At 62.0% G+C, this 20,436-nt stretch carries 19 protein-coding genes and 1 tRNA gene; 14 read left to right on the top strand and 6 right to left on the bottom strand.

What is annotated here, in order from left to right; translation table 11 throughout:
* Nucleotides 1–652: 652 nt before the first annotated feature.
* Both HH303_RS20305 and HH303_RS13085 read left to right on the top strand, forming a co-directional pair.
* A complete protein-coding gene (locus HH303_RS20305) occupies nucleotides 653–2,155 on the top strand; it encodes a M23 family metallopeptidase (protein ID WP_319637407.1) in 1,503 nt (500 codons plus the stop codon).
* A 42-nt stretch (nucleotides 2,156–2,197) separates the two neighbouring features.
* Complete coding sequence (locus HH303_RS13085) at nucleotides 2,198–2,821, top strand: glutathione S-transferase family protein (RefSeq protein WP_169625759.1); 624 nt, start codon at nucleotides 2,198–2,200, stop codon at nucleotides 2,819–2,821.
* Nucleotides 2,822–2,829: 8 nt separating this feature from the next.
* Here the strand turns inward: HH303_RS13085 and HH303_RS13080 are convergent, their stop codons facing one another.
* Both HH303_RS13080 and HH303_RS13075 read right to left on the bottom strand, forming a co-directional pair.
* The gene (locus HH303_RS13080) at nucleotides 2,830–4,611 is read right to left on the bottom strand and encodes an SLC13 family permease (RefSeq protein ID WP_169625758.1); all 1,782 of its coding nucleotides are present in this window, start codon (nucleotides 4,609–4,611) and stop codon (nucleotides 2,830–2,832) included.
* Between the two features lie 24 nt (nucleotides 4,612–4,635).
* Nucleotides 4,636–5,763 (bottom strand): M14 family metallopeptidase, encoded by a 1,128-nt coding sequence (locus HH303_RS13075; RefSeq protein ID WP_169625757.1) that lies wholly within the window; start codon nucleotides 5,761–5,763, stop codon nucleotides 4,636–4,638.
* A 197-nt stretch (nucleotides 5,764–5,960) separates the two neighbouring features.
* Here HH303_RS13075 and HH303_RS13070 point away from each other — a divergent pair, with 197 nt between their 5' ends.
* The 5 genes from HH303_RS13070 to HH303_RS13050 all read left to right on the top strand — a co-directional run bounded on the left by HH303_RS13070 (nucleotide 5,961) and on the right by HH303_RS13050 (nucleotide 10,100).
* Nucleotides 5,961–7,331, top strand: a complete 1,371-nt coding sequence (locus tag HH303_RS13070) for an MFS transporter (RefSeq protein ID WP_169625756.1) — start codon at nucleotides 5,961–5,963, stop codon at nucleotides 7,329–7,331.
* Entirely contained in the window at nucleotides 7,328–7,666 is a 339-nt protein-coding gene (locus tag HH303_RS13065; protein ID WP_169625755.1) for a TraR/DksA family transcriptional regulator, read from the top strand. Before HH303_RS13070 ends, HH303_RS13065 begins: the two co-directional genes overlap by 4 nt.
* A 6-nt stretch (nucleotides 7,667–7,672) precedes the next feature.
* A complete protein-coding gene (locus tag HH303_RS13060; RefSeq protein WP_169625754.1) occupies nucleotides 7,673–8,956 on the top strand; it encodes an MFS transporter in 1,284 nt (427 codons plus the stop codon).
* 39 nt (nucleotides 8,957–8,995) lie between these two features.
* Nucleotides 8,996–9,424 (top strand): EVE domain-containing protein, encoded by a 429-nt coding sequence (locus HH303_RS13055; RefSeq protein ID WP_169625753.1) that lies wholly within the window; start codon nucleotides 8,996–8,998, stop codon nucleotides 9,422–9,424.
* Between the two features lie 82 nt (nucleotides 9,425–9,506).
* Complete coding sequence (locus tag HH303_RS13050) at nucleotides 9,507–10,100, top strand: hypothetical protein (protein WP_169625752.1); 594 nt, start codon at nucleotides 9,507–9,509, stop codon at nucleotides 10,098–10,100.
* A gap of 60 nt (nucleotides 10,101–10,160) precedes the next feature.
* Here HH303_RS13050 and HH303_RS13045 read toward each other — a convergent pair.
* Nucleotides 10,161–10,236 (bottom strand) — tRNA-Ala (locus HH303_RS13045).
* Nucleotides 10,237–10,393: 157 nt separating this feature from the next.
* Between HH303_RS13045 and HH303_RS13040 the strand changes: the two genes are divergently transcribed.
* The 3 genes from HH303_RS13040 to folD are packed head-to-tail and all read left to right on the top strand — an operon-like array spanning nucleotide 10,394 to nucleotide 11,929.
* On the top strand, nucleotides 10,394–10,693 hold the full coding sequence (locus HH303_RS13040) for a YggT family protein (RefSeq protein WP_227421756.1): 300 nt from the start codon (nucleotides 10,394–10,396) through the stop codon (nucleotides 10,691–10,693).
* Nucleotides 10,693–11,013 carry a DUF167 family protein gene (locus HH303_RS13035; RefSeq protein ID WP_169625751.1) on the top strand — a complete coding sequence of 107 codons (321 nt, stop codon included), beginning with the start codon at nucleotides 10,693–10,695 and terminating at the stop codon, nucleotides 11,011–11,013. The genes HH303_RS13040 and HH303_RS13035 overlap by 1 nt, the downstream gene beginning before the upstream one ends.
* Nucleotides 11,014–11,035: 22 nt before the next feature.
* Entirely contained in the window at nucleotides 11,036–11,929 is an 894-nt protein-coding gene (gene folD / locus HH303_RS13030) for a bifunctional methylenetetrahydrofolate dehydrogenase/methenyltetrahydrofolate cyclohydrolase FolD (RefSeq protein WP_169625750.1), read from the top strand.
* Between the two features lie 10 nt (nucleotides 11,930–11,939).
* Here the strand turns inward: folD and HH303_RS13025 are convergent, their stop codons facing one another.
* The 3 genes from HH303_RS13025 to HH303_RS13015 all read right to left on the bottom strand — a co-directional run bounded on the left by HH303_RS13025 (nucleotide 11,940) and on the right by HH303_RS13015 (nucleotide 15,630).
* Nucleotides 11,940–13,616, bottom strand: a complete 1,677-nt coding sequence (locus tag HH303_RS13025; RefSeq protein WP_169625749.1) for a serine hydrolase domain-containing protein — start codon at nucleotides 13,614–13,616, stop codon at nucleotides 11,940–11,942.
* A 396-nt stretch (nucleotides 13,617–14,012) separates the two neighbouring features.
* Complete coding sequence (locus HH303_RS13020) at nucleotides 14,013–14,597, bottom strand: RT0821/Lpp0805 family surface protein (protein WP_169625748.1); 585 nt, start codon at nucleotides 14,595–14,597, stop codon at nucleotides 14,013–14,015.
* Nucleotides 14,598–14,721: 124 nt separating this feature from the next.
* Nucleotides 14,722–15,630: a diacylglycerol/lipid kinase family protein gene (locus tag HH303_RS13015; RefSeq protein ID WP_169625747.1), complete on the bottom strand. Its 909-nt coding sequence runs from the start codon at nucleotides 15,628–15,630 to the stop codon at nucleotides 14,722–14,724.
* Nucleotides 15,631–15,872: 242 nt separating this feature from the next.
* On the opposite strand from HH303_RS13015, the gene HH303_RS13010 reads away from it, so the two are divergent.
* From HH303_RS13010 to HH303_RS12995, 4 genes are all read left to right on the top strand, one after another.
* Complete coding sequence (locus HH303_RS13010; RefSeq protein ID WP_169625746.1) at nucleotides 15,873–16,679, top strand: UDP-2,3-diacylglucosamine diphosphatase; 807 nt, start codon at nucleotides 15,873–15,875, stop codon at nucleotides 16,677–16,679.
* A 31-nt stretch (nucleotides 16,680–16,710) separates the two neighbouring features.
* Nucleotides 16,711–17,787, top strand: coding sequence for a glycosyltransferase family 4 protein (locus tag HH303_RS13005; protein WP_227421755.1), 1,077 nt, complete (start codon nucleotides 16,711–16,713; stop codon nucleotides 17,785–17,787).
* A 96-nt stretch (nucleotides 17,788–17,883) separates the two neighbouring features.
* Nucleotides 17,884–19,707 (top strand): ABC transporter ATP-binding protein, encoded by a 1,824-nt coding sequence (locus HH303_RS13000; RefSeq protein WP_227421754.1) that lies wholly within the window; start codon nucleotides 17,884–17,886, stop codon nucleotides 19,705–19,707.
* A gap of 5 nt (nucleotides 19,708–19,712) precedes the next feature.
* The gene (locus HH303_RS12995; protein WP_169625744.1) at nucleotides 19,713–20,432 is read left to right on the top strand and encodes a lysophospholipid acyltransferase family protein; all 720 of its coding nucleotides are present in this window, start codon (nucleotides 19,713–19,715) and stop codon (nucleotides 20,430–20,432) included.
* Nucleotides 20,433–20,436: the final 4 nt, after the last annotated feature.

Here is a 20,436-nt window from a genome sequence, read left to right as displayed (position 1 = left end):
GCGAAACCTCTCCCGCAGATGAACGCGTCACTGACTATTCATCAAGACACACAATCGACAGCAATTAAATCACCGCCAACCGCGTATCCCTTCCTATATATCCACTTGTTCAATAACGGCACTTTCCGTTTCCGGAGAGGTTCGGTTCGGGCGTTTCCGCCTGCCCCGTCCCTCGGTGCGGGGCGGCTTATACGGGTCTGCTTGGGGGGTGTCAAAGGGTTTTTAGAAACTTTTTTGACGGGACCGCATTTTTTTCCAAAACGGATGTCCGCGCCCCTATATAGCCCCTGTATGCAAGTACCGTTTTCGGCACCAAACCTTTGAAATGCCACAATTCACCGGCTTGACGCTGGTCTTGGCCAACGGTAACGCTAGTGCCTGGAAACTGAACAGGAGCAGGATTTCCGCCCTTTCCGACGGATCGGCGTATTTAAGTTGCGCAAATCCCGGCGAAACGGTCCGTATTTTGCTTAACGGATTCCATAGAATCGCGGTAGGCCTTTTCCAAAAGTGGCCTCCCAATATGGAGGGGTCCGTTATGGGACAGGATCGCGATGGGCATTTGGAACAGGATCGGTGCCGGTTCGGCCGACCCCGCCGTCAGGCGTTTCGAATCGGTGCCCAAGGCTGACCTTGGCAGGAGTTTTCGCTGGTGCGGACCGTCTCGGGTATTCTCTCCGCCCTTAAACAGGGCGTCGTCGACCGTCTTTGGACACATCGCAGTACAGTCCAGGATGGCGCCGTCGTCCATCGCGCCGTGCATCGCGCCGGTCGCCCGACCGAATTCCGGCGCCATCTGATGACAGGCCTGCTGACCTTCACCGGACTTGTCGGGGCGGCGACCTTTGCCATGTCCGTCATGGCGACGCCGACGCCGCCTGGAAGCTCCGCCACCTTGTCGCGAGGAACAGACGGCGGCGACATTCTGTTGGCCAAACCGATGGGCGCGCCGGGCACGGAAGCGCTGAACAACACCTGGGGGTCGGCGAGCCTGGGCATGGATTCCGCTTCCAACAGCGATCTGTTAGTGGATCCCTATCAGGTGGAAATCGAAATCAGCCCCGGCGACACGCTGATGTCCGTCCTGACCCAGGCCGGAATCGAGCGCGGAACCGCCCATGCGCTGATCACCTCCCTGGCGACGGTTTTCGATCCGCGCGGGTTGCGCCCAAGGCAACGCTTGGAACTGTCCGTCGTGCCGGAGCGCCCGACCGAACCGGCCAGCGTCACGGAAATGCGGTTCCATCCCGACAATCTGCGCGATGTCGTGGTCAGCCTGACCGACGCGGGCGACTATGTCGCGGAAGAGGACAAGCGGGTTCTGAGCGATCATCTGGTCCGCAGCGAGGGAACGATCGATTCCTCCCTCTATGTCGCGGCCCGCAATGCCGGTGTGCCGATGCCGGTGCTGGGATCGCTGATCAACATCTTTTCCTTCGATGTCGACTTCCAACGCGAAATTCAGCAGGGCGACGGTTTCGCCCTGATGTTTGAGGAAAAGCGCACCGAAGCGGGTCAAACCGTCGATTTCGGCGACATCCTGGTGGCCGAAATGACCGTGGCCGGCGAGAAGAAGCGGTTCTTCCGGTTCACCGACGATGACGGTTTCGAGGATTATTACGATGCGAAAGGCCAATCGGTTCGTCGGGCGCTGCTGCGTACGCCGGTGGAAGGGGCGCGCATCTCCTCCGGCTTCGGAAAACGGAAACATCCGATCCTCGGTTATTCGAAGATGCATAAAGGTATCGACTTCGCCGCTCCGACGGGCACACCGATCTATGCGGCAGGCGACGGTGTCGTGGAATTCGCGGGCCGCAACGGCGGTTACGGCAATTACGTCCGCATTCGCCATAACGGGACCTATAAAACCGCCTATGCGCATCTGAACCGTATCGACAGCCGCGTGAAAAACGGCGCGAAGGTACGCCAGCGCCAGGTCATCGGCTATGTCGGCACAACCGGCCGATCGACAGGCCCGCATCTGCATTACGAAGTCCACGTCAACAACAAGCAAGTCAATCCGCTGGGCGTCAAACTGCCTACCGGCAAGACATTGAAGGGCGGCGAACTGGCCCGTTTCGAACGGCAGCGCGCCGAAATCGAAACCCAATACGCCGCCATAGAGCCGTCCACCCAGGTCGCTCAAGCGGACTGACGCCCCACCGTCCGGTTTCCCGGCGTTTGAAGGTCACACGGAATGTTCAAGCTCTACCACCATACAGGAACGGGTGGCGCCGCCGTGGCGGCCGCCCTCACTCTTGCCGGACAGCCGTTTGAAACGGTGACCGTCGACACAAAGACGGACGAACAATTTTCAGACGCTTATCGAAAGATCAATCCGTGGTGTCAGGTCCCGGCCTTGATCCTGCCCGACGGGACGCTGATGACGGAAACCTCGGCGATGCTGATCCATATCGCCGACACAAATCCGGGCAAGGACCTGGGGCCCGCCCCCGGCACGTCGGGCCACGCCCAGCTGATGCGCTGGATGGTCTTCATGGCGATCAATCTTTATGAGGCGGATCTGCATTATTACTATCCGGCGCGGTATACGACGGACACGACCCCGTCCGCCGTGGAATCGGTGAAGGCGGCGGGCCAGGACCACATGGAGCGCGCCTTCGGCGTCCTGGAAGACAGGCTTGCGGCGAACGGCCCCCACGTGCTGGGCCGGGACCCCAGTGTCGCGGATATCTATCTTGCCATGCTGTACGAATGGTATCCCGGCGACCGAGCCTACCCGCATATCGCCGCGTTGAGGGATTCCGTCGCCGCCCAGGCCGCGATCGAGACCATCTGGCGGGAGAATTTCGCGGGCTGAGCGCCGCGCTATCCCGTCACCGGCCAGAACAGCAGGATCGCCGGCGTTCCGACAACGGCGATCAGGATTTCCAGCGGTAATCCGACCCGCCAGTAATCCCCGAAGCGATAACCGCCGGGCCCCATGACCAGCGCGTTGTTCTGGTGCCCGATGGGCGTCAGGAAGGCACAGGACGCACCGACCGCCACCGCCATCAAGTAAGCGTCCGGCGCATGGCCCAATCCGTTTGCAATGGCCAGCGCGATGGGCGCCATGACGACCGTTGTCGCCGCATTGTTCAATATGTCGCTGAGCGTCATGGTCACGACGAGAACCATCCCGACGATCAGCCAGACCGGCATGCCCGCCGTCACCAGCAACACACCGTCGGCGATCAGGCCGGTCGCTCCGGTGCTCTGCATCGCACCACCGACCGGAATCAACGCGCCCAGCAGCACGACCACCGGCCATTCCACGCTGTCGTAGACTTCCCGCGCCGGAACGACGCCCGATACGACGACGATCAGGGCGGCAATGCCGAAGGATATGGTCAGCGGCAGGATGCCCAGCGCGGCAACCGCGATCGCCCCGGCAAAGCAGGCGAAGGCCAACGGGCCTCGTTTCCGTCGCCCCAGCCCCAGATCGCGCTGACGCAGGGGCAATGCGCCGAACCGGGTCACGGCCTCGTTCACTTCTTCCGCCGCGCCTTGCAGCAGCAGGATATCGCCGGGACGAAAGCGGAAATCCTTCAAGCGGCCGCGATGCGGCTTGCCCTGTCGCGACACGCCCAGCAGCGAGACGCGATGGCGCGGGCCGAACCGCATCTGCGACACGGTGCGCCCATCCAGGGTCGACCCGGCCTGCACGACCAGTTCGACCATGGCCGCGTCGCCGGATTTCAGGATTTCCTGCACCGACGGCCCGCCGCCCGCAAGTTTCAGACCGAATTCGGCGACGAAGCGGTCGATTTCCTCCGCCGCGCCCTCGACGATCAGGTGATCGGTGGCATGCAGCGGTTCGTGACGCGGCGGCGCGGGATAGTTCCGGTCGCGGCGGATCAGCTTCACGATGACGATATCCATATCCTCCGTCATCGCGTCCAGTTCGGTAATCGTCTTGCCGTAGGCCTTGCTGTCCTTCGACAGGCGCACTTCCGCGGTATAGAGATCGATACCGAAATCCGCCCCGTCCGGCTTGTCCCCCCCATCCGGAATCAAGCGCCAGCCGACCAGGATCAGAAAGGCGAGCCCGGCCAGCATGACCAGACCGCCGACCGGCGCGAAATCGAACATGGCATAGGCATCGCCCATCGTTTGTTCGCGGATCGCGGAAATCAGGATATTCGGCGGCGTTCCGATCAACGTCCACATGCCGCCCAGGATCGATGCGAAGGCCAACGGCATCAGGAGAAGGCGCAGCGGACGCTTTTCCTTCTTCGCCGACTGAATCGCCACGGGCATCAGCAAGGCCAACGCCCCGACATTGTTCATGAAACCGCTGAGCAAAGCGGCGACACCGCCCAAACTGCCGATATGACCGTATTCGCTGCCCGCGCCGCGCTGCACCAGCTTTGCTATCGGGTCGATCGCCCCGGAAACGGCCAGCGCGCGGCTGAGGATCAGCACGAGCGCCACCGTCACCGTCGCCGGATTGCCGAAGCCCATGAACGCGTCTCTACCATCGACCAGTCCCAGCAGCACCGCGATCAGCAGTCCGGCCAAGGCGACGAGGTCGTAGCGAAAACGTCCCCAAACGAAAAAGCCCAACAACGCCGCGAGAAGCGCCAGGATAAGCGTCTGGTCGAGGGTCACCGCGTCTAAAGCTCCGAAACCGGGTTAAAGATCCGCCGCCACGGCCAGCAGCGCATCCAGCGACGCCGCGCCCAACAGACGGCAGCGCGGGATGGACCAGCCATAGATCGGATCGGGATCGTTGGCATTGTCCTTGAACGGCATTTCCAGGGTCATCGCCAAACCGCCGAACCGTTCCGCCAATTGGGTCGATCCCATGGACAGGTTCGCCTTGCCGGGCGCCGCCTTCGGATAGCCATGTTCGGATTGGAAGTCCGGATTGGCCCGGGCGAGCGCCGCCTCGAACGCGATGCGGGCGTCGATCTGCTTTTGCGTGACGGACGGAATGGCGTCCGCCCCGGCGATGAAATTATACGGCAGGCCTTCGTCGCCATGCACGTCCAGGCAATAGTCCAGACCGATCCGTTCCATCGCCGCCAGGGTGTGGAAGACCTCCGGGCTGTTTTCCAGACTGGCCTTGTCCCATTCGCGGTTCAGGTTGATTCCTTTCGCATTCGTCCGCAAATGCCCGCGGCGGCTGCCATCCGGGTTCATGTTCGGGACGACATAGAACGTGCCCAGCTTCAGAAGTGCACGGGTGATCGGGTCGCTGTCGTCCAGAAGACGGGTCAGCATGCCTTCCACGAACCATTCGGCCATGCTTTCGCCCGGATGCTGGCGGGCGATGGTCCAGAATTTCTTCGCCGACGGGTCTTCGTCCCCGATGATCAGCATATCCATCGGCTCCCCGTCCAGGGTTTCGCCGATAACCTCGTGCCGACAATAGGGCTGCACCTGACAGGCGGCGATCAGGTCGTGATGCCGTTCGCGCGAATAGGGGGCGAAATAGGCGAAATAGACCAGATCGCTCGCGGGCGTGTAACGGATGGTCAGCACGCCGTCAGTATAATCGGTTTCGCACCGCATCCAGTTTTCCCGGTCTTCCGACACGCAGGCGCGATACCCTTCCCAGCCTTTGGGATAAGAGGCTTCCCCCGCATTCAGGATTTTCAGGGTCAGTGATTCCCCCTGGACGCCGGCAACGCGGAAGTGAAACCATTGGAAAAACGCGTCCGGGCCCGGGTCGGGACGGATGCGCAGATGAACTTCACCGGGCGTCGTTGCGGAGACGACCTCGATATTGCCGGAGTCGAACTGGGAAGAGATGTGCATGCAAAGACCTTTCGTGGCGCTGATACCATTTTGGCGGAACACTAGTGTGGATCGACGGAAAAAACCACCGGCCCGATGCTACCGGGTCCCATGCGCGCCGGGAAAAGAACCTATCGCGTCAAAGGCTTTTAACGGGTAAGAAGGCTGCCGAATAACAGTCGGATCGACACGGGTCCGCCCGCGGGAAAGGAAATCCGATGCTGACCGCATTGAAAGTAAGTTGGGCGCTGTTCCTCGGCCTAGCCCTGATCATGATCGGGAACGGGTTGGGCGGCAGCCTGGTCGGCGTCCGTACCCAGGTCGAGGATTTCGGCAATACCATCACCGGCCTGATCATGGCCGGTTACTTCGCGGGATTCCTGGCCGGGTCGGTGATCGTGCCGCGTATGATGGCGCGCGTCGGCCATGTACGTGTCTTCGGCGCGCTGACCGCGATCGCCTCCCTGACCATCCTGATTTTCCCGCTGTGGATCGATCCCTATGTCTGGACCGCGATGCGCGTGCTGACCGGGCTGTCCTATGCGGGGCTTTATATCGTCGTCGAAAGCTGGCTGAACGAAAGTTCGACCAACAATACGCGCGGTCAGATGCTGGCCATCTATCTGGTCGTCAGTTCGCTGGGCGTGGCGGGCGGTCAGTTGATGCTGAACCTGTATGACCCGGCGAATTTCGAATTGTTCACCATCGTGTCGGTGCTGGTATCCGGTGCGGCCATCCCGGTTCTGATATCCGCCGCGCGCGGGCCGGAATTCGAAGCCCCGGAATCCATGGGACCGATGAAGCTGTTCCGCGTCTCCCCGCTGGGCACCGTCGGCATGGTTCTGGTCGGCGTCACGGCGGGGATCGGCATCGGCATGGGCCCCGCCTATGCCTTCAAGATGTTCGGCACCGGTTTCGCCTCCCTGTTCATGAGCGCTTATTTCATCGGCGGGTTCCTGTTCACCTGGCCGATCGGCCGCATGTCAGACCTGTTCGACCGCCGGAAGGTGATCGTCTTCACCGCCGGCCTGTGCGCCGTGGCAGCCGTGGCGGGACTGTTGTTCCCCGATCCCGACGCGTTGGATTCCCTGCAAACCTATCAGCGGTATTATCCGTTCGAAGGGGCGCTGCTGACACCGCAGAACCTGTTGCTGCTGGTAGCCCTGGTCTTCGGCGGCCTGTCGCTGCCGCTCTATTCTTTGTGCATCGCGCATACGAACGACTATCTGACGCCAAAACAGATGGTCGGGGCCAGTTCGACCCTGATCATGGCCAACGGCGTCGGTGCGATGATCGGTCCGAACATCGCCGGTATCACCATGGATGGCGTCGGCACGCCGGGCTATTTCTGGGCGCTGATCGCGGTGAATATCGTATTCGTCCTGTTCGGCATTTATCGCATGTTCCGCCGCCCGTCCCTGTCCAGCGAGGATCAGGCAGCCTTCGTCCCCGTCGATTCCCGCATGTCGGCCGTCGCGGCGGTCGCGTTGAACCCCGAAACGGAATGGCCGGAGCCGGGATCGTCAAAGGACGGGGACGAACAAACGGACGGCGCCGACGCACCGGATAAGGACCGCGACCCGGCATGACCGATCTGGACCCCGCCCCTTTCAAGAAAGCGTTGGAAGACAGACTGGCCGATCTGGAAGCCCTGGACAACGTCACCAAGGACGCCCGCGCGCCCGTCACCCTGGACCAGCAATCCGTCGGGCGTTTGTCGCGCATGGACGCCTTGCAAGGGCAGGCTATGGCATTGGCGACGGAACAGCGCCGCAAGACGGAAGCGGCGCGCATTCGCGCCGCGCTGGACCGTATCGATAGCGGGGATTACGGTTACTGCCTGAGTTGCGACGAACCGATTCCGGTAAAGCGCCTGGAGCTCGACCCCGCCACCCCCGTCTGCGTGGATTGCCTCAAGGACTAAGCACGAATGCGCGGCCTTTCCCGACTGCTCTGGCCGGACTTCCTCCGGGCAGATCCGAAACTCGCCTTTTACGGCCTGTTCATGGCCTATGGCTCCAGCTTCGGGCAGACCTATTTCATCTCGCAATTCGGCGGGGAAATCCGCCGCGATTTCGCCCTGTCGGACGCCGCCTTCGGCACGATCTACGGCAGTGCGACGCTGCTGTCCGCCGCCGTCATCGTTTATACCGGCGCGCTTGTCGACCGTATCGATTTACGCAAATGGACCTTCTGCCTGCTGACCGTCTGTGCCGTGGCCTGTGCGGCCTTGGGCGCGGTGCAGGGGCCGATTACCCTGTTCATCGCGATCTTCCTGCTGCGCCAAAGCGGCCAGGGCCTGATGAGCCATACCAACGGCCACAGTCTGGGCCGGTACAGCCGCGTCGGACGCGGCAAGGCCATCGCCTTCGGGTCCTACGGCTATCCCTTGGGAGAGGCGAGTTTCCCCATTCTGGCCGTCACCGGGATTGCGCTTCTGGGCTGGCGGGAAACCTGGTTCTCGCTCGCCGCCGTCTATCTGGCGATCTATCTGCCGCTGGCCCTGTGGCTGCTGCGCGGCCACGACGCGCGCTATGCCCGATACGAGGCGGCGGAAGACAACCGCCCGACGCCCAGCGCCGCCCCGGCCCCGCAACAGGAACTGCATCCGGCGAAAACCGCGCGGTCCTGGCGACGCAAGGAAGTTCTACGCGATCCGCGGTTTTATCTGGTCCTGCCGGGCATGCTGGCGCCCAGCTTCAACATCACCGGCCTGCTGTTGCACGGTGTCCGCATCGCCGAAACGAAGGGGTGGAGTGCGGAACTCTGGGCCGGAAGCCTGATCCTTTATGCCGCCGCCAGCATCCCGGTCGGCATCCTGTTCGGCGGGTTCGTCGACCGGTTCGGCGCGGCACGCGGCTTGCCCCTGATGCTGCCGGGCAGTGTCTTCGGCTGCCTGTTGCTGGGGATCGGCGACGCGCCCTGGACCGCCGCCGGGTTTATGATCCTGAACGGCATCACGGCAGGCATGGTGTCCGTCCTGTTCGTCGCGCTGTGGGCGGAATCCTACGGCACCCGCTATCTGGGGGAAATCAAGGCGATGATGACGGCGCTGATGGTCTTTTCCAGCGCCGCCGCCCCGCCGCTGCTGGGCTGGATGCTGGATAGCGGTTGGAGCATCGGTCGAATCGGCGTGTTCTGCGCCAGCTACGCCGCAATCGGCTGGGTCCTTTCCCTCTTCGCCATGCGCGGATACGCTGCGGCCCGGAACTAGGTGAAATCGAGACTAGGTTAATCGAGGAAGTTAAAGACGATGGCGCGGAACTATTGGCTTTTCAAATCCGAACCCGGCACATGGTCCTGGGACGATCAGGTCCGCAAGGCCGACGAAGGCGAAGGCTGGGACGGGGTGCGGAATTATCAGGCCTCCAACAATATGAAGGCGATGAAGATCGGCGACCGGGGCTTCTTTTATCATTCGGTCAATGAAAAGCGGATCGTCGGCATCGTGGAGGTGATCGAGGAATATCACCCCGACCACACCGACGCGTCGGGCCGGTTCGGCATGGTCACCATCAAGGCGATCCGTCCGTTCGAAAAGCCGGTCACCCTGGCCGATATCAAGGGGGAACCGCAACTGGCCGACCTGTCGCTGATCAAGCAATCGCGGCTGTCCGTCATGCCTATCCCGAAGGAAGCCTGGGACCTGATTTGCCGGATGGGCGACACGGATCCGTCTTAATTTCGCCCCGAAGCGGATTGTATCTTTTTCACGGACGATGGGACGGGACCGTTAAACGGCACCAAGAGAAGGGGGAAATCGAATGCAACGGCGTCACTTCATGATCGCGGGGATGAGCCTGGGCCTGGGTCTGGCGCTCGCCGCCTGCGAAACGCAGGTTTCCGTACCGCGCTATGCCGACATTACGTTTCGGCACCGGCCGGAAATCGCATTGGACGTCGCGAAGATCACGGTCGTGCAGGCCTATCAATCGCCGGGCACGCCGGATCACGTCGAAGGCGAATTCCCGGTACCGCCGATGCGCATGGCCGCCAACTGGGCGCGCGACCGCCTGAAGGCTGTAGGCAACGATGGCGAACTGGTCTTCACCATCCGCGAAGCGCCGGTGATCGAGGTGCCGCTGAACAAGTCGACCGGCCTGACGGGGCTGCTGACCGTCGATCAGGGCGAACGCTACGAGGCGAAACTGGTCGTGGAGATGAGCGCCGCCAATCCCAGCTTGGGCAAGACCGCCGGGTCCAATAGCACCGTGGAACGCAAACGCACGGTGGCGGAGGACGTCACGCTGAACGAGCGCGAGGGTATCTGGTACAAAATGACGGAAGAAATGGCCGCCGATCTGGACAGTCAGATGGAAGGCGCGCTGGATAAGTATTTCGGCGCCTTCCTGCGCTGATCCGCGAAAATTCAGCCTGAAATGACAAACCCCTCGCCGGTAAGGCGAGGGGTTTGATAATGGTGGAGCGGAGGAGGATCGAACTCCCGACCTTCGCATTGCGAACGCGACGCTCTCCCAGCTGAGCTACCGCCCCACACGCGCCCCCGGAACCCGGTGGAACCCCGTCCCGAAAGCGCGCGGAATATCGTCGGGCGGCGGATCAATGTCAAGACGGTAATCGCAATGACTTGCGGTCGCGGCGCACCCCGCCTATTTCTGGGACGGCGCAAACGAAAATCGGGTTGGAAACAATGGATTTGGTGATCACCTCTCTGATCAAGATCGTCCTGGTCGCGATCGATATCTATATCTGGCTGGTCATCGCATCGGCGGTGTTGAGCTGGCTGGTCGCGTTCAACGTGGTCAATACATCAAATCGCATCGTCTATATGATCGGCGAATTCCTGTACCGCGTCACGGAACCCGTGCTGCGCCCGATCCGGCGGATCATGCCCGATCTGGGCCCGGTCGATATCTCCCCGATCATCCTGTTCCTGATTCTGATCTTCGTGCAGAGCATCCTGCAGGGCCTTCTCTATCGCATGTTCTGATGCTGCTGACCGAAACCGACAGCGGCGTGCGGCTGGCAATCCGCCTGACGCCGAAGGCATCGACGGATCGACTGCAAGGGATCACGGCGGATTCGGACGACAATCAGCGTCTGAAGGTTCAAGTTCGCGCCCTACCGGAAGACGGCAAGGCAAACGCCGCGCTGTTGAAGCTGTTGGCCAAGACGTTCAAATGCCCGAAAACGTCGCTCACTGTCGTATCCGGTGCGACGGACCGCAATAAGGTCGTCGACATTCACGGCGACCCGAAAGACCTGTCCGCGCGTATCGGACCGGTGCTGGCGGCGCTGGGCACGGCATAATCGATTTAGCGGGGGAAGTATCATGACGGACGCGGCAATCATCGACGGCAAGGCATTCGCGGCAGGACTGCGCGACCGGGTGGCGACAGCGGTCGCGGGCCTGAAACGCGATCACGGGCTGACCCCCGGTCTGGCCGTCGTTCTGGTCGGCGAGGACCCGGCCAGTCAGGTCTATGTCCGCAACAAGGGCAAGCAGACACTGGAAGCCGGCATGGAAAGCTACGAATTCAAGCTGCCGGACACGACCAGCCAGGAAGACTTGCTGGCCAAGGTCCACGAACTGAACGCCGATCCCAAAGTGAACGGCATCCTGGTGCAACTGCCCCTGCCCAAGCAGATCGACGAACAGGCCGTGCTGGCCGCGATCGACCCGAACAAGGATGTCGACGGTTTCCATGTCGTCAATGTCGGGCGCCTTAACACCGGCAGCGCCGATGCGCTGGTTCCCTGCACGCCGCTGGGCTGCCTGCTGCTGCTGCGCGATTATTTCGGCGGCGCCCTGTCCGGTAAGAAGGCCGTGGTCGTCGGGCGGTCGAACATCGTCGGCAAGCCGATGTTCAACCTGCTGCTGCAGGAAAGCTGCACCGTCACGGTGGCCCATTCCCGTACCGCCGACCTGCCCGCCGAATTGGGACAGGCGGATATCGTCGTCGCCGCCGTCGGCCGCCCGGAAATGGTCAAGGGCGAATGGCTGAAACCCGGCGCGGTGGTGATCGATGTCGGCATCAACCGCATCGAAAAGCCGGAGGGCGGCACGCGCCTGGTCGGCGACGTCGATTTCGCGGGCGCGTCGAAGGTCGCCGCCGCGATCACGCCGGTGCCGGGTGGCGTCGGGCCGATGACCATCGCCTGCCTGCTGCGCAACACGGTGACCGCCGCCTGCCGTCAGAACGGAATCGACGAACCGTCAATGTAATCGGAATGCGTTACCGGGGACAGAAGTCCCCGGCGAGATCGGCGGCCTGACGCAGCACACGGCTGTCGCGGGTCGCCGGATTCTCCGGATCACCGTCGGCAAAACGGAAGGCGGTCAGCTCGTCCGGTATAAAGTCGATCACCGACCCGCCGCGCCCGAAGGTTTCCGGAATATGGACAAGACAACCCCGCCCGGACCGGAAGGGCCGCCGCCAAAACCCCAGATCGAACGTCCCGCCCCCATCCGGATAAACCGCCCCAGTGGGCAGACCGGATTCCGCCTCGGTCGCCAGGGCCTCCGTCACCAGTTCCCGGCTCAGGCCGGTTTGCCGTATTCCGGTTTGCGTATCCCGCAACAGCCGGATCAGGCGCACCGTTTCACCGATCGTTGGGAACAGGCCTTCCCCGATATCCGGCACGCGGCCGCTGGGCCCGTTTCCGGCTGACATGCGCATCTGAAGCCTGGGAATCCCGACCGCCCGGAACAAGCGGTCTTGCAATACCCAGCGCAAGGATGCATCCGGCCCGATAACCCCCTTCAAATAGCGGTCCATGGCCAATGACAGAACGAAACTGTCCGCAAGCCGATATCGAAAGACTTCCCCCGGTGGCCAGGGATAGGATGGGAAACCGGACGCCACGGCGATTTTATCCGTGGTGGCGCGCGCCTTTCGGATATCCAGCGCCGCCGCGTCGCCATCGGCCGCGACCACTCCCTTGGCACGCTGCGGCGTGGTTTCACCCAGACCGCTTGCCATATTGATGAGGTCCGAAACTCGGGTAATCCGCCATTTCGGGTGTCGCCGCAATTCGGGAACCAGATCGCCGACCGTCATATCCATCACGTCGTCGCCGTAGCGATGAACGATATGGGCCAGGGCGGTGAAGCCCAAAAGAGGGAAGGACATCGCCCCGAGACCAAGGCGCATGTCCCGACAGAACGGATACCGACCCGCCCGGGTGTTGCAGCCGCGCAGATAGACGACGCCGTCCCGGATCAGGCCGCTGGCCGACACATCTCCCTGATCCCCCAACAAGCCGTCGAAATCGACACCCGATAGTGCCGGTACTTCGTTCAGCAAGACATCCCAATCGCGATAGACGGGCGCGGTTGATTGACGTGTCTCATACGCCGCGATCCGGCTTTCCGCCCCGGCCAGCGGACCCGGCGTATAGGTCACGGTCGCCGTGCCGACGATGTCGTAATGCCGCTTCGGCGCGGTTTCCTGCGAAAACTGAAACACCATAGGCGTCGGCCCACGCCGATCGCCATATAGGAAGCTGGCCAGCCCGGCGAAGACGTCCCCGGTTTCCGCATCGACCAAGCTGACGGGCAGAAGCGAGCGACTGCGCCCCCGGTCCGCCGACTCCCGCCATATCCGACCGACCCCGAAAAGAAGGACGAAGCGGTCGCGGCGGTCGATAACCACGCTTTCCGCATCGGGAACCGGAACAAGGCGGTCGACATAGCTGGTGAAACCCAGCGTCATATCCGGCAGGGTCAGTGCGGCCCGTCCCGCCCCCGACCGGGCTTCCAGCCGAAAGTCGGACAGGGTAACCGTGCCCGAAAAACTGTCCGCCTTGCCGATCGACAATCCCGCCGGGGTGAAGGCGGTTAGAGCGACTGGGCCGGAAAACGCGGTTTTTTCCTCGGCAATGCGCGTGAATTGCTCATGGGACAGGGCCATTCGCGCGTCCGGCCAAAAAAAATTGTCCAAAGTTAAGGCAGATGACAGGTCAAAAGCCGCGCTTATCGGAACCTTTGTAGTCTGCGCCACCGCCATGTGCGACCAGAGCGACAGGAAAGCGACGAAAAGCGACCCCACGATCCATTTTGCCAAATTTTTCACCCGTCTTGCCTAACATTTGTGCACTGCAATACGCATCTAGTCCTTGATTCCAATTGGAAACTACATCATATTTTGCAGTGCAACATGATCCGCCTAATCATGTTGCGACGCCAACAGGCGTCCGTATTGGGCGTTTCCTCCCTAAACTTGGGCCGCGTTTCGACGCGGCCTTTTTTCTTTTGGTATTGCTATTCCAGGGCTGCGTCGCGGCACAGGGCACGTGGACCGCAGAGTTTACCCGGTCGTGGCGGAAACGACCCAATGCCCGGCTTCCGTCAGGCAGGCCTTTTCCCGGCCGCTGACCGTATCCCCCGACACATTGACCTGCGCATCGTATTCGCGACAGATGCGGCCCTGAGCGTCCAGATAGGTGCGCACCGGCGTGATCGACCCATTCGTGCCGGTATTGCCATTGCGCCAGACTGCCGTTTCCCCCGTCGGGGATTCCGTCAGGGATTTATAAGCCGTTTCCTGCATCGCGGTGCGGTCGTACCGGGTCAGGTGTTCGCCCAGCATCTTGCCGCCATAGGCCCCGGCGGCGCCGAGCCCCAGCGCCCAGAGCAGTCGCGTATCCTCGCCGCCCAGGAATTGGTAGCCGACGATCCCACCGACGACAGCCCCGGCCACCGTCACGATCGCGACCTTATCGTCGGTCGAAAGCTCCCCATCCCCCGTCGTGCAGGCGGTTTGGGACAGGGCAAGGCCGCCCGCGAGAGCAAGCGCCGCCACACGTTTTGCCGCGGGGCGCATGGCGGACATAGAGCGAAGAGACGATGTCATGGATGTCGATCGATTCGTACCGAAAGAGGACAATTGCATCAGGGTTCTCCCGTCATTATCGGAAACGTGTCCGTTTCCCCCTCATTGCCGAACACGGTCCTTCTGGACCGCGAAAACGCTGTTTCATAGCAGAAACTAGGATTCGGCGCTAGTGCCCGCAATTTCAGGCGGATACGGGTCGGATCACCCGCCCGGCATCGGGAACCAACAGATGCAGGGTTTTCGTGCCGAGCGTGATATCGATCGGGGCCGCGCCGATCAGATCTCCATCGGACTGGATCGGCTCCCCCGCGGGCCCATCGATCCGAACCGATTGAGCTTGCAACACCGTCGCATCGCGCAGACCGGCGACACGGCTTGTCAGCAGCGCCAGACCGTAGCGCAGCAACGCCCGCCGTTTGCGCCCTTCCAGCAGCACCACGGTCACGCTGTCGTCGCCCAACCGCGTTTCCGGCGCGATCACGAACGGCCCGGCATAGTGAGACGCATGCGTCACCACGACGAGACCGGCCTCATAGGGGGTGCCGTCGACGACGACGCGGATCGGCTGCCAGCGGCCGCGCGCGATTTCACGCAATGCCGCGACGACATAGGCCGTTTTCCCGATCACGCGCTTCAGGCGGGAATTCACCGACGCCACGACCCGTGCATCCGGTCCGGCGCTGACCATCAGCAGGAACCCGCGGTCGTCGGCCAAGGCCGGGCGGATTTCGACGGCGACGCCCTGCGCGGGCAGGTCGGCGGCCCGTCTCAGGTTGAGCCCCAATCCGATTTCGAACGCCAGTACATTCGCAGTGCCCAAGGGCGCGATCGCGAGAGGAATTCCCCGTCCGATCAGGCCGTTCGCGACCTCGTTGATCGTCCCGTCCCCCCCGGCGGCGACCACGGCATCGACCGTGTCCGCATCCAAGTCGCGGGCAATCAGCGTCGCGTCCCCCGGTCCTTCCGTCCGCCGCAGCAGGACTTCGTGGCCGAGCCGCCGCAGATGTTTCAGGAAACGCTTCAACCGCCCCCGCTGCCGAAACCCGGCGACAGGATTGTAGATGACCGCTATCCGACGATTGCGAACCATGGAAGGTGATTCGCCAAGACTGGAATCCCTGGGCAAAGAAACCGCACCCCTATCCCTAAAAACAGTAAGAAATCGACGCTGCCGTGTAGTTTCTATTTCTTTATTATGAAAATTAGATGAAGGCACGCCGGAATTCCGACGAATACTTATTTCTTTCATAATTCACCCGTATTCACTGGCCCATCGAAACGGGCGGCTGCCGAACGCAATTTATACGGCCCGCCCAGCGAAGGGACAGACCCATGCACGGCTTTCGCGGCGTCAGTCGGTACCGCACGGTTTGGATTTCGGACACGCATCTGGGAACGCGCGGATGCAAGGCCGATTTCCTGCTCGACTTTCTGCGCCATACGGAATGCGAAACGCTCTATCTGGTCGGCGATATCATCGACGGCTGGCGGCTGAAGAAATCCTGGTACTGGACCGAAACCCAGAACGAGGTCGTGCAGGAAGTCCTGAAGAAATCGCGCAAGGGCTGCCAGGTCATTTATGTCCCCGGCAATCACGACGAAGTCATGCGCGACTATACGAACCTGTTCTTCGGCGGCGTATTGGTAAAGGACGAGGTGATCCACCAAGGCGCGGATGGCCGGACCTATCTGATCATCCACGGCGACAAGTTCGACTCCGTCGTGAAATACGCCAAATGGCTCGCCCATCTGGGAGACTGGGCCTATACGGTGCTGCTGTCGACCAATCACTATTTCAATCTCGTCCGGCGATGGTTGAAGCTGCCCTATTGGTCGCTGTCCGCCTTCCTGAAACAGAAGGTGAAGAACGCGGTCGAATTCATCAGCCATTTCGAAACCGCCGTGGCCCATGAAGCGCGCGAACGCGGTGTCGACGGCGTTGTCTGCGGCCATATCCATCATGCCGAAATGCGCGAGATCGACGGCATCCTGTACTGCAACGACGGCGATTGGGTGGAAAGCTGCACCGCGCTGGTCGAACACGCCGACGGGAAGCTGGAAATCGTCCGTTGGACCGATGCGCCGGAACGGGTCGCCGTATCCAGCAGCAAACGCCTCCCCGCCGGCGTCGGCGCCTGAACCGGAATAGAGAGACTATATGGCGACTGTGATGCCTCTTCGGGCTGCCCCGACCGATCCCGACCTTCTTTCCGAAATCGACGCCGTGCCGGGCCGCCGACTCGTCATCGTGTCCGATGCCTGGCTGCCGCAGATCAACGGCGTCGTCCGCACCCTGGACCGCACGCGTCTGGAATTGGAGCGGATGGGTCTGGAAGTCCATGTCATCGGGCCGGACCGCTTCCGTACCGTGCCCTGCCCGACCTATCCGGAAATCCGGCTGGCGGTGAATGCGGCTTGGGCCTTGCCGAAGCTGTTGAACGGCCTGATGCCCGCCGCCGTGCATATCGCGACGGAAGGCCCGCTGGGGCAAGCGGCGCGGAAGTTCTGCAAGAAACGCAAACACCCGTTTTCCACCAGCTTCCACACGCGATTCCCGGAATACATCCATGCGCGGTGCCGCCTGCCGGTCGGCATTACCTATAACTGGATGCGCAAATTCCATGGCGATGCGGAGGTCACCATGGTGACCACCCCGTCCATGCGCACGGCGCTGGACGAACGCGGCTTCCAGAATTTGCAACTCTGGTCGCGCGGCGTGGACCTCGAGCTATTCCGACCGCGCCCCAAGGACATTTTGGATTTCCCGCGTCCGATCTTCATGAATATCGGCCGGGTCGCGGTGGAAAAGAATATCGGGGCCTTCCTGGATCTCGCCCTGCCCGGCACAAAGGTCGTGGTCGGGGGCGGCCCGCAGTTGGAAGAGCTGAAAGAGACCTATCCCGACGTTAAGTTCCTGGGTCCGAAAACCGGCGAGGACTTGGCGCAGCATTACGCGGCGGCGGACGTTTTCGTCTTCCCCAGCCGCACCGACACCTTCGGCCTTGTCCTATTGGAAGCCCTGGCCTCCGGCGTGCCGGTCGCGGCCCTGCCCGTGCCGGGTCCCGTCGACGTGATCGGCGACCACCCCTGCGGTGTGTTGAGCGAGGACCTGCAGCGCGCGGCGATCAAGGCGCTGGAGATCGATCCGGCGGTCTGCCGCCGCCATGCGGAAAACTTCTCCTGGGAAGCCTGTTCGCGGCAGTTCCTGAAAAACATCCTGCCCGTCGCGCGCCACTGCGCCGCCTAAGGGGTAAAAGCCCGACGCTGCCCGCGTGACGGTCTGGGTGGCGCGTGCTATAGGGCCTTCGATTCTTACCCATCAGATTCGATAGGATCCACCCCCTTGGCTGCCCAGGCTGAAACCGTACCGAAAAATAAGAAAAAGAACCGGTTCTCGTTGGACCCGCTGACCCGGACGCTGACCCGGCGTCTTTGGCGCGAGTATATGACGGAACACAAGGGCATGATCGCCTTCGCCGTGTTCTGGATGGCGATTGTCGGGGCGTCGAATTTCGGGCTGGTCAAACTGGTCGAACCCGCCCTGAACGAAGCCTTCATTAACAAGGAAGAATTCTGGGTCTGGGCCGCGGCGGCCGGTTTCTTCGGCCTATCCGTCACACGCGGTTTGGGGAACTTCCTGCAATCCGTGACCATGCAGATGGTCGGGCTGCGCGTCATCGAAACGATGCAGAACCAGATGTTCCGCGCCTTCCTTGAAATCGAAATCCGCTACCTGGAACAGGAAGGCACGGCGAAACAACTGTCGCGCTTCACCTCCGACACCTATTTCCTGCGCGACGCCGTGACCAAGGTTTTTACGGGGGCGGGCCGGGACGTTATTACGCTGATCTTCATGATCGGGGCCATGTTCCAGTTGAATTGGCAACTGGCGCTGTTCGCCTTCATCTTCTTCCCGTTCAGCGTGATGCCCATCGCCCGCATCGGCCGCCGCCTGCGCAAGGTGTCCGAAAATACCCAGGCCGAATTCGGCCAGATGACCGCCGTTCTGGACGACAGCCTGAAGAACGCCCGACAGGTCCGCGCCTATTCGATGCAGGACTATGAAGCGGAACGCGGCGGCAAGGCCTTCCTGACCACATACAAGCTGTTGGTGAAGGCGGTTCGAACGCGCGCGTTGAGCTATCCGATCATGGACTCGCTGGCCGGATTCACCCTGTTCACGATCATCGTCCTGGGCGGCTATCAAATCCTGAACGGCCAGCAGACGGTTGGGTCCTTCATGGCCTTCTTCTTCGCCGTGTTCATGGCCTATCAGCCGATGCGCAGCTTGGCCGGGCTGAACAACTCCCTCCAGGAAGGTTTGGCGGGGGCGAAGCGGATTTTCGAAATCATCGACCACGATCCGCTGATCAAGAATGCCCCGGATGCGCGGCCGATGAAGCCGGGCAAGGGCACGGTCGCGTTGCAGAACGTGTTTTTCCGATACGACGCCGACAAAGGCGTTCTGGACGGTGTCGATATCGACATCAAGGCGGGCGAAACCGTCGCCCTGGTGGGGCCGTCCGGTGCCGGGAAGACGACCGTCCTGAACCTTATCCCGCGTTTCTATGACGTGACGGACGGTGCGGTCCTGATCGACGGTCAGGACATTCGAAAGGCGACGCTGGAATCGGTGATGAGCGGTATCGCCCTGGTCAGCCAGGAACCGGCGCTGTTCAACGACACGATCCGCGCCAATATCGCCTATGGCCGAATGGGCGCGTCTCAGGAAGAAATCGAAGAGGCCGCGCGCAACGCGGCCGCCCATGACTTCATCCTGTCCTTGCCCGACGGATACGACACCATGGTCGGGGAACAGGGACTGCGCCTCAGCGGCGGACAGCGGCAACGTATCGCCATCGCGCGCGCGATGTTGAAGAACGCGCCGATCCTGCTGCTGGACGAGGCGACGTCGGCGCTGGACGCGGAATCGGAACGTCAGGTGCAGGAAGCGCTGGCGCGCCTGATGGTCGGACGCACCACGATAGTCATCGCCCATCGGCTGGCGACGATCCGCAAGGCGGACCGGATTTTCGTCATGGATAAGGGCAAGGTCATCGATGTCGGGCCGCATGACGAACTGGTCAAGCGCGACGGGTTGTATGCACGCTTGTGCCGTATTCAGTTTCAGGACGATCTGACCAACGAAGAAACACAGGAGGCTTGATCCGCATGGGGCTGGTGAAGCGGCTGACAAAGCAGGCCTGGTTTCACGGCCTCGTTTGCGCGCTGATCGCCGCCTATATCCGGTTCGTGCGCCTGACGTCCCGGTGGGAGGTAAGCGGCACCGAAGACCGTGATCGCCTGTTCGCGGAAGGGAAGCCGTTCATCATCGCCTTATGGCATAACCGGATCGGGATGATGCCCTTCGCCTATGCCGAACAGTCGCACAATCTGTGCGTCGTGCATTCCGGACACAGCGATGGCCGGTTCGTTTCCGGCACGATGGGCCGGTTCGGTTTCGACGCGATTCCCGTGGACAGCCGCGATGGGGCGAAGGCGACCCGCGCCATCGTGAAACGCCTGAAAGACAATAAGCCTGTCGGCTTCACCCCGGACGGCCCGCGCGGCCCACGCCTCGTCGTGAAGGAAGGCATGATCGTCATCGCCGCGCTGGCCGGCGTGCCGATCGTTCCCGTCTCTTATTCGATGAAGCGCCGCCGTGTCTTGAAGACCTGGGATCTGTTCCAACTGCCGCTCCCCTTCAACCGGGGCGTCTGCCGCTGGGGCAAGGCCTATATCCTGCCGCCGAAACCGGATGCCGCGGCGAGAGAAGCCTGCCGCGCGGAAATCGAAGCTATTTTGAACGATCTGGCTGACGGCTGCGACCGGGAGATGGGGCACGATCCGGTGCCGCGCGCCGCGTCCGACGAAAAGACGACGGGGGCCTAGCACC

The organism is Pacificispira spongiicola (assembly GCF_012926505.1).
Lineage (GTDB): Bacteria > Pseudomonadota > Alphaproteobacteria > UBA8366 > Aestuariispiraceae > Pacificispira > Pacificispira spongiicola.
Note: the sequence above shows the minus strand (reverse complement) of the source record. Positions and strands in the feature narration are given on the sequence as shown.

Bases quoted from the DNA above. Each gene is read 5' to 3' on its own strand.
- HH303_RS13040 (WP_227421756.1), top strand. From the start codon at position 10,394: ATGGATTTGGTGATCACCTCTCTGATCAAGATCGTCCTGGTCGCGATC.
- HH303_RS13020 (WP_169625748.1), bottom strand. From the start codon at position 14,597: ATGCAATTGTCCTCTTTCGGTACGAATCGATCGACATCCATGACATCG.
- folD (WP_169625750.1), top strand. From the start codon at position 11,036: ATGACGGACGCGGCAATCATCGACGGCAAGGCATTCGCGGCAGGACTG.
- HH303_RS12995 (WP_169625744.1), top strand. From the start codon at position 19,713: ATGGGGCTGGTGAAGCGGCTGACAAAGCAGGCCTGGTTTCACGGCCTC.
- HH303_RS13065 (WP_169625755.1), top strand. From the start codon at position 7,328: ATGACCGATCTGGACCCCGCCCCTTTCAAGAAAGCGTTGGAAGACAGA.
- HH303_RS13050 (WP_169625752.1), top strand. From the start codon at position 9,507: ATGCAACGGCGTCACTTCATGATCGCGGGGATGAGCCTGGGCCTGGGT.
- HH303_RS13035 (WP_169625751.1), top strand. From the start codon at position 10,693: ATGCTGCTGACCGAAACCGACAGCGGCGTGCGGCTGGCAATCCGCCTG.
- HH303_RS13010 (WP_169625746.1), top strand. From the start codon at position 15,873: ATGCACGGCTTTCGCGGCGTCAGTCGGTACCGCACGGTTTGGATTTCG.
- HH303_RS13060 (WP_169625754.1), top strand. From the start codon at position 7,673: ATGCGCGGCCTTTCCCGACTGCTCTGGCCGGACTTCCTCCGGGCAGAT.
- HH303_RS13055 (WP_169625753.1), top strand. From the start codon at position 8,996: ATGGCGCGGAACTATTGGCTTTTCAAATCCGAACCCGGCACATGGTCC.
- HH303_RS13085 (WP_169625759.1), top strand. From the start codon at position 2,198: ATGTTCAAGCTCTACCACCATACAGGAACGGGTGGCGCCGCCGTGGCG.
- HH303_RS13015 (WP_169625747.1), bottom strand. From the start codon at position 15,630: ATGGTTCGCAATCGTCGGATAGCGGTCATCTACAATCCTGTCGCCGGG.
- HH303_RS13075 (WP_169625757.1), bottom strand. From the start codon at position 5,763: ATGCACATCTCTTCCCAGTTCGACTCCGGCAATATCGAGGTCGTCTCC.
- HH303_RS13005 (WP_227421755.1), top strand. From the start codon at position 16,711: ATGCCTCTTCGGGCTGCCCCGACCGATCCCGACCTTCTTTCCGAAATC.
- HH303_RS13025 (WP_169625749.1), bottom strand. From the start codon at position 13,616: ATGGCCCTGTCCCATGAGCAATTCACGCGCATTGCCGAGGAAAAAACC.
- HH303_RS13070 (WP_169625756.1), top strand. From the start codon at position 5,961: ATGCTGACCGCATTGAAAGTAAGTTGGGCGCTGTTCCTCGGCCTAGCC.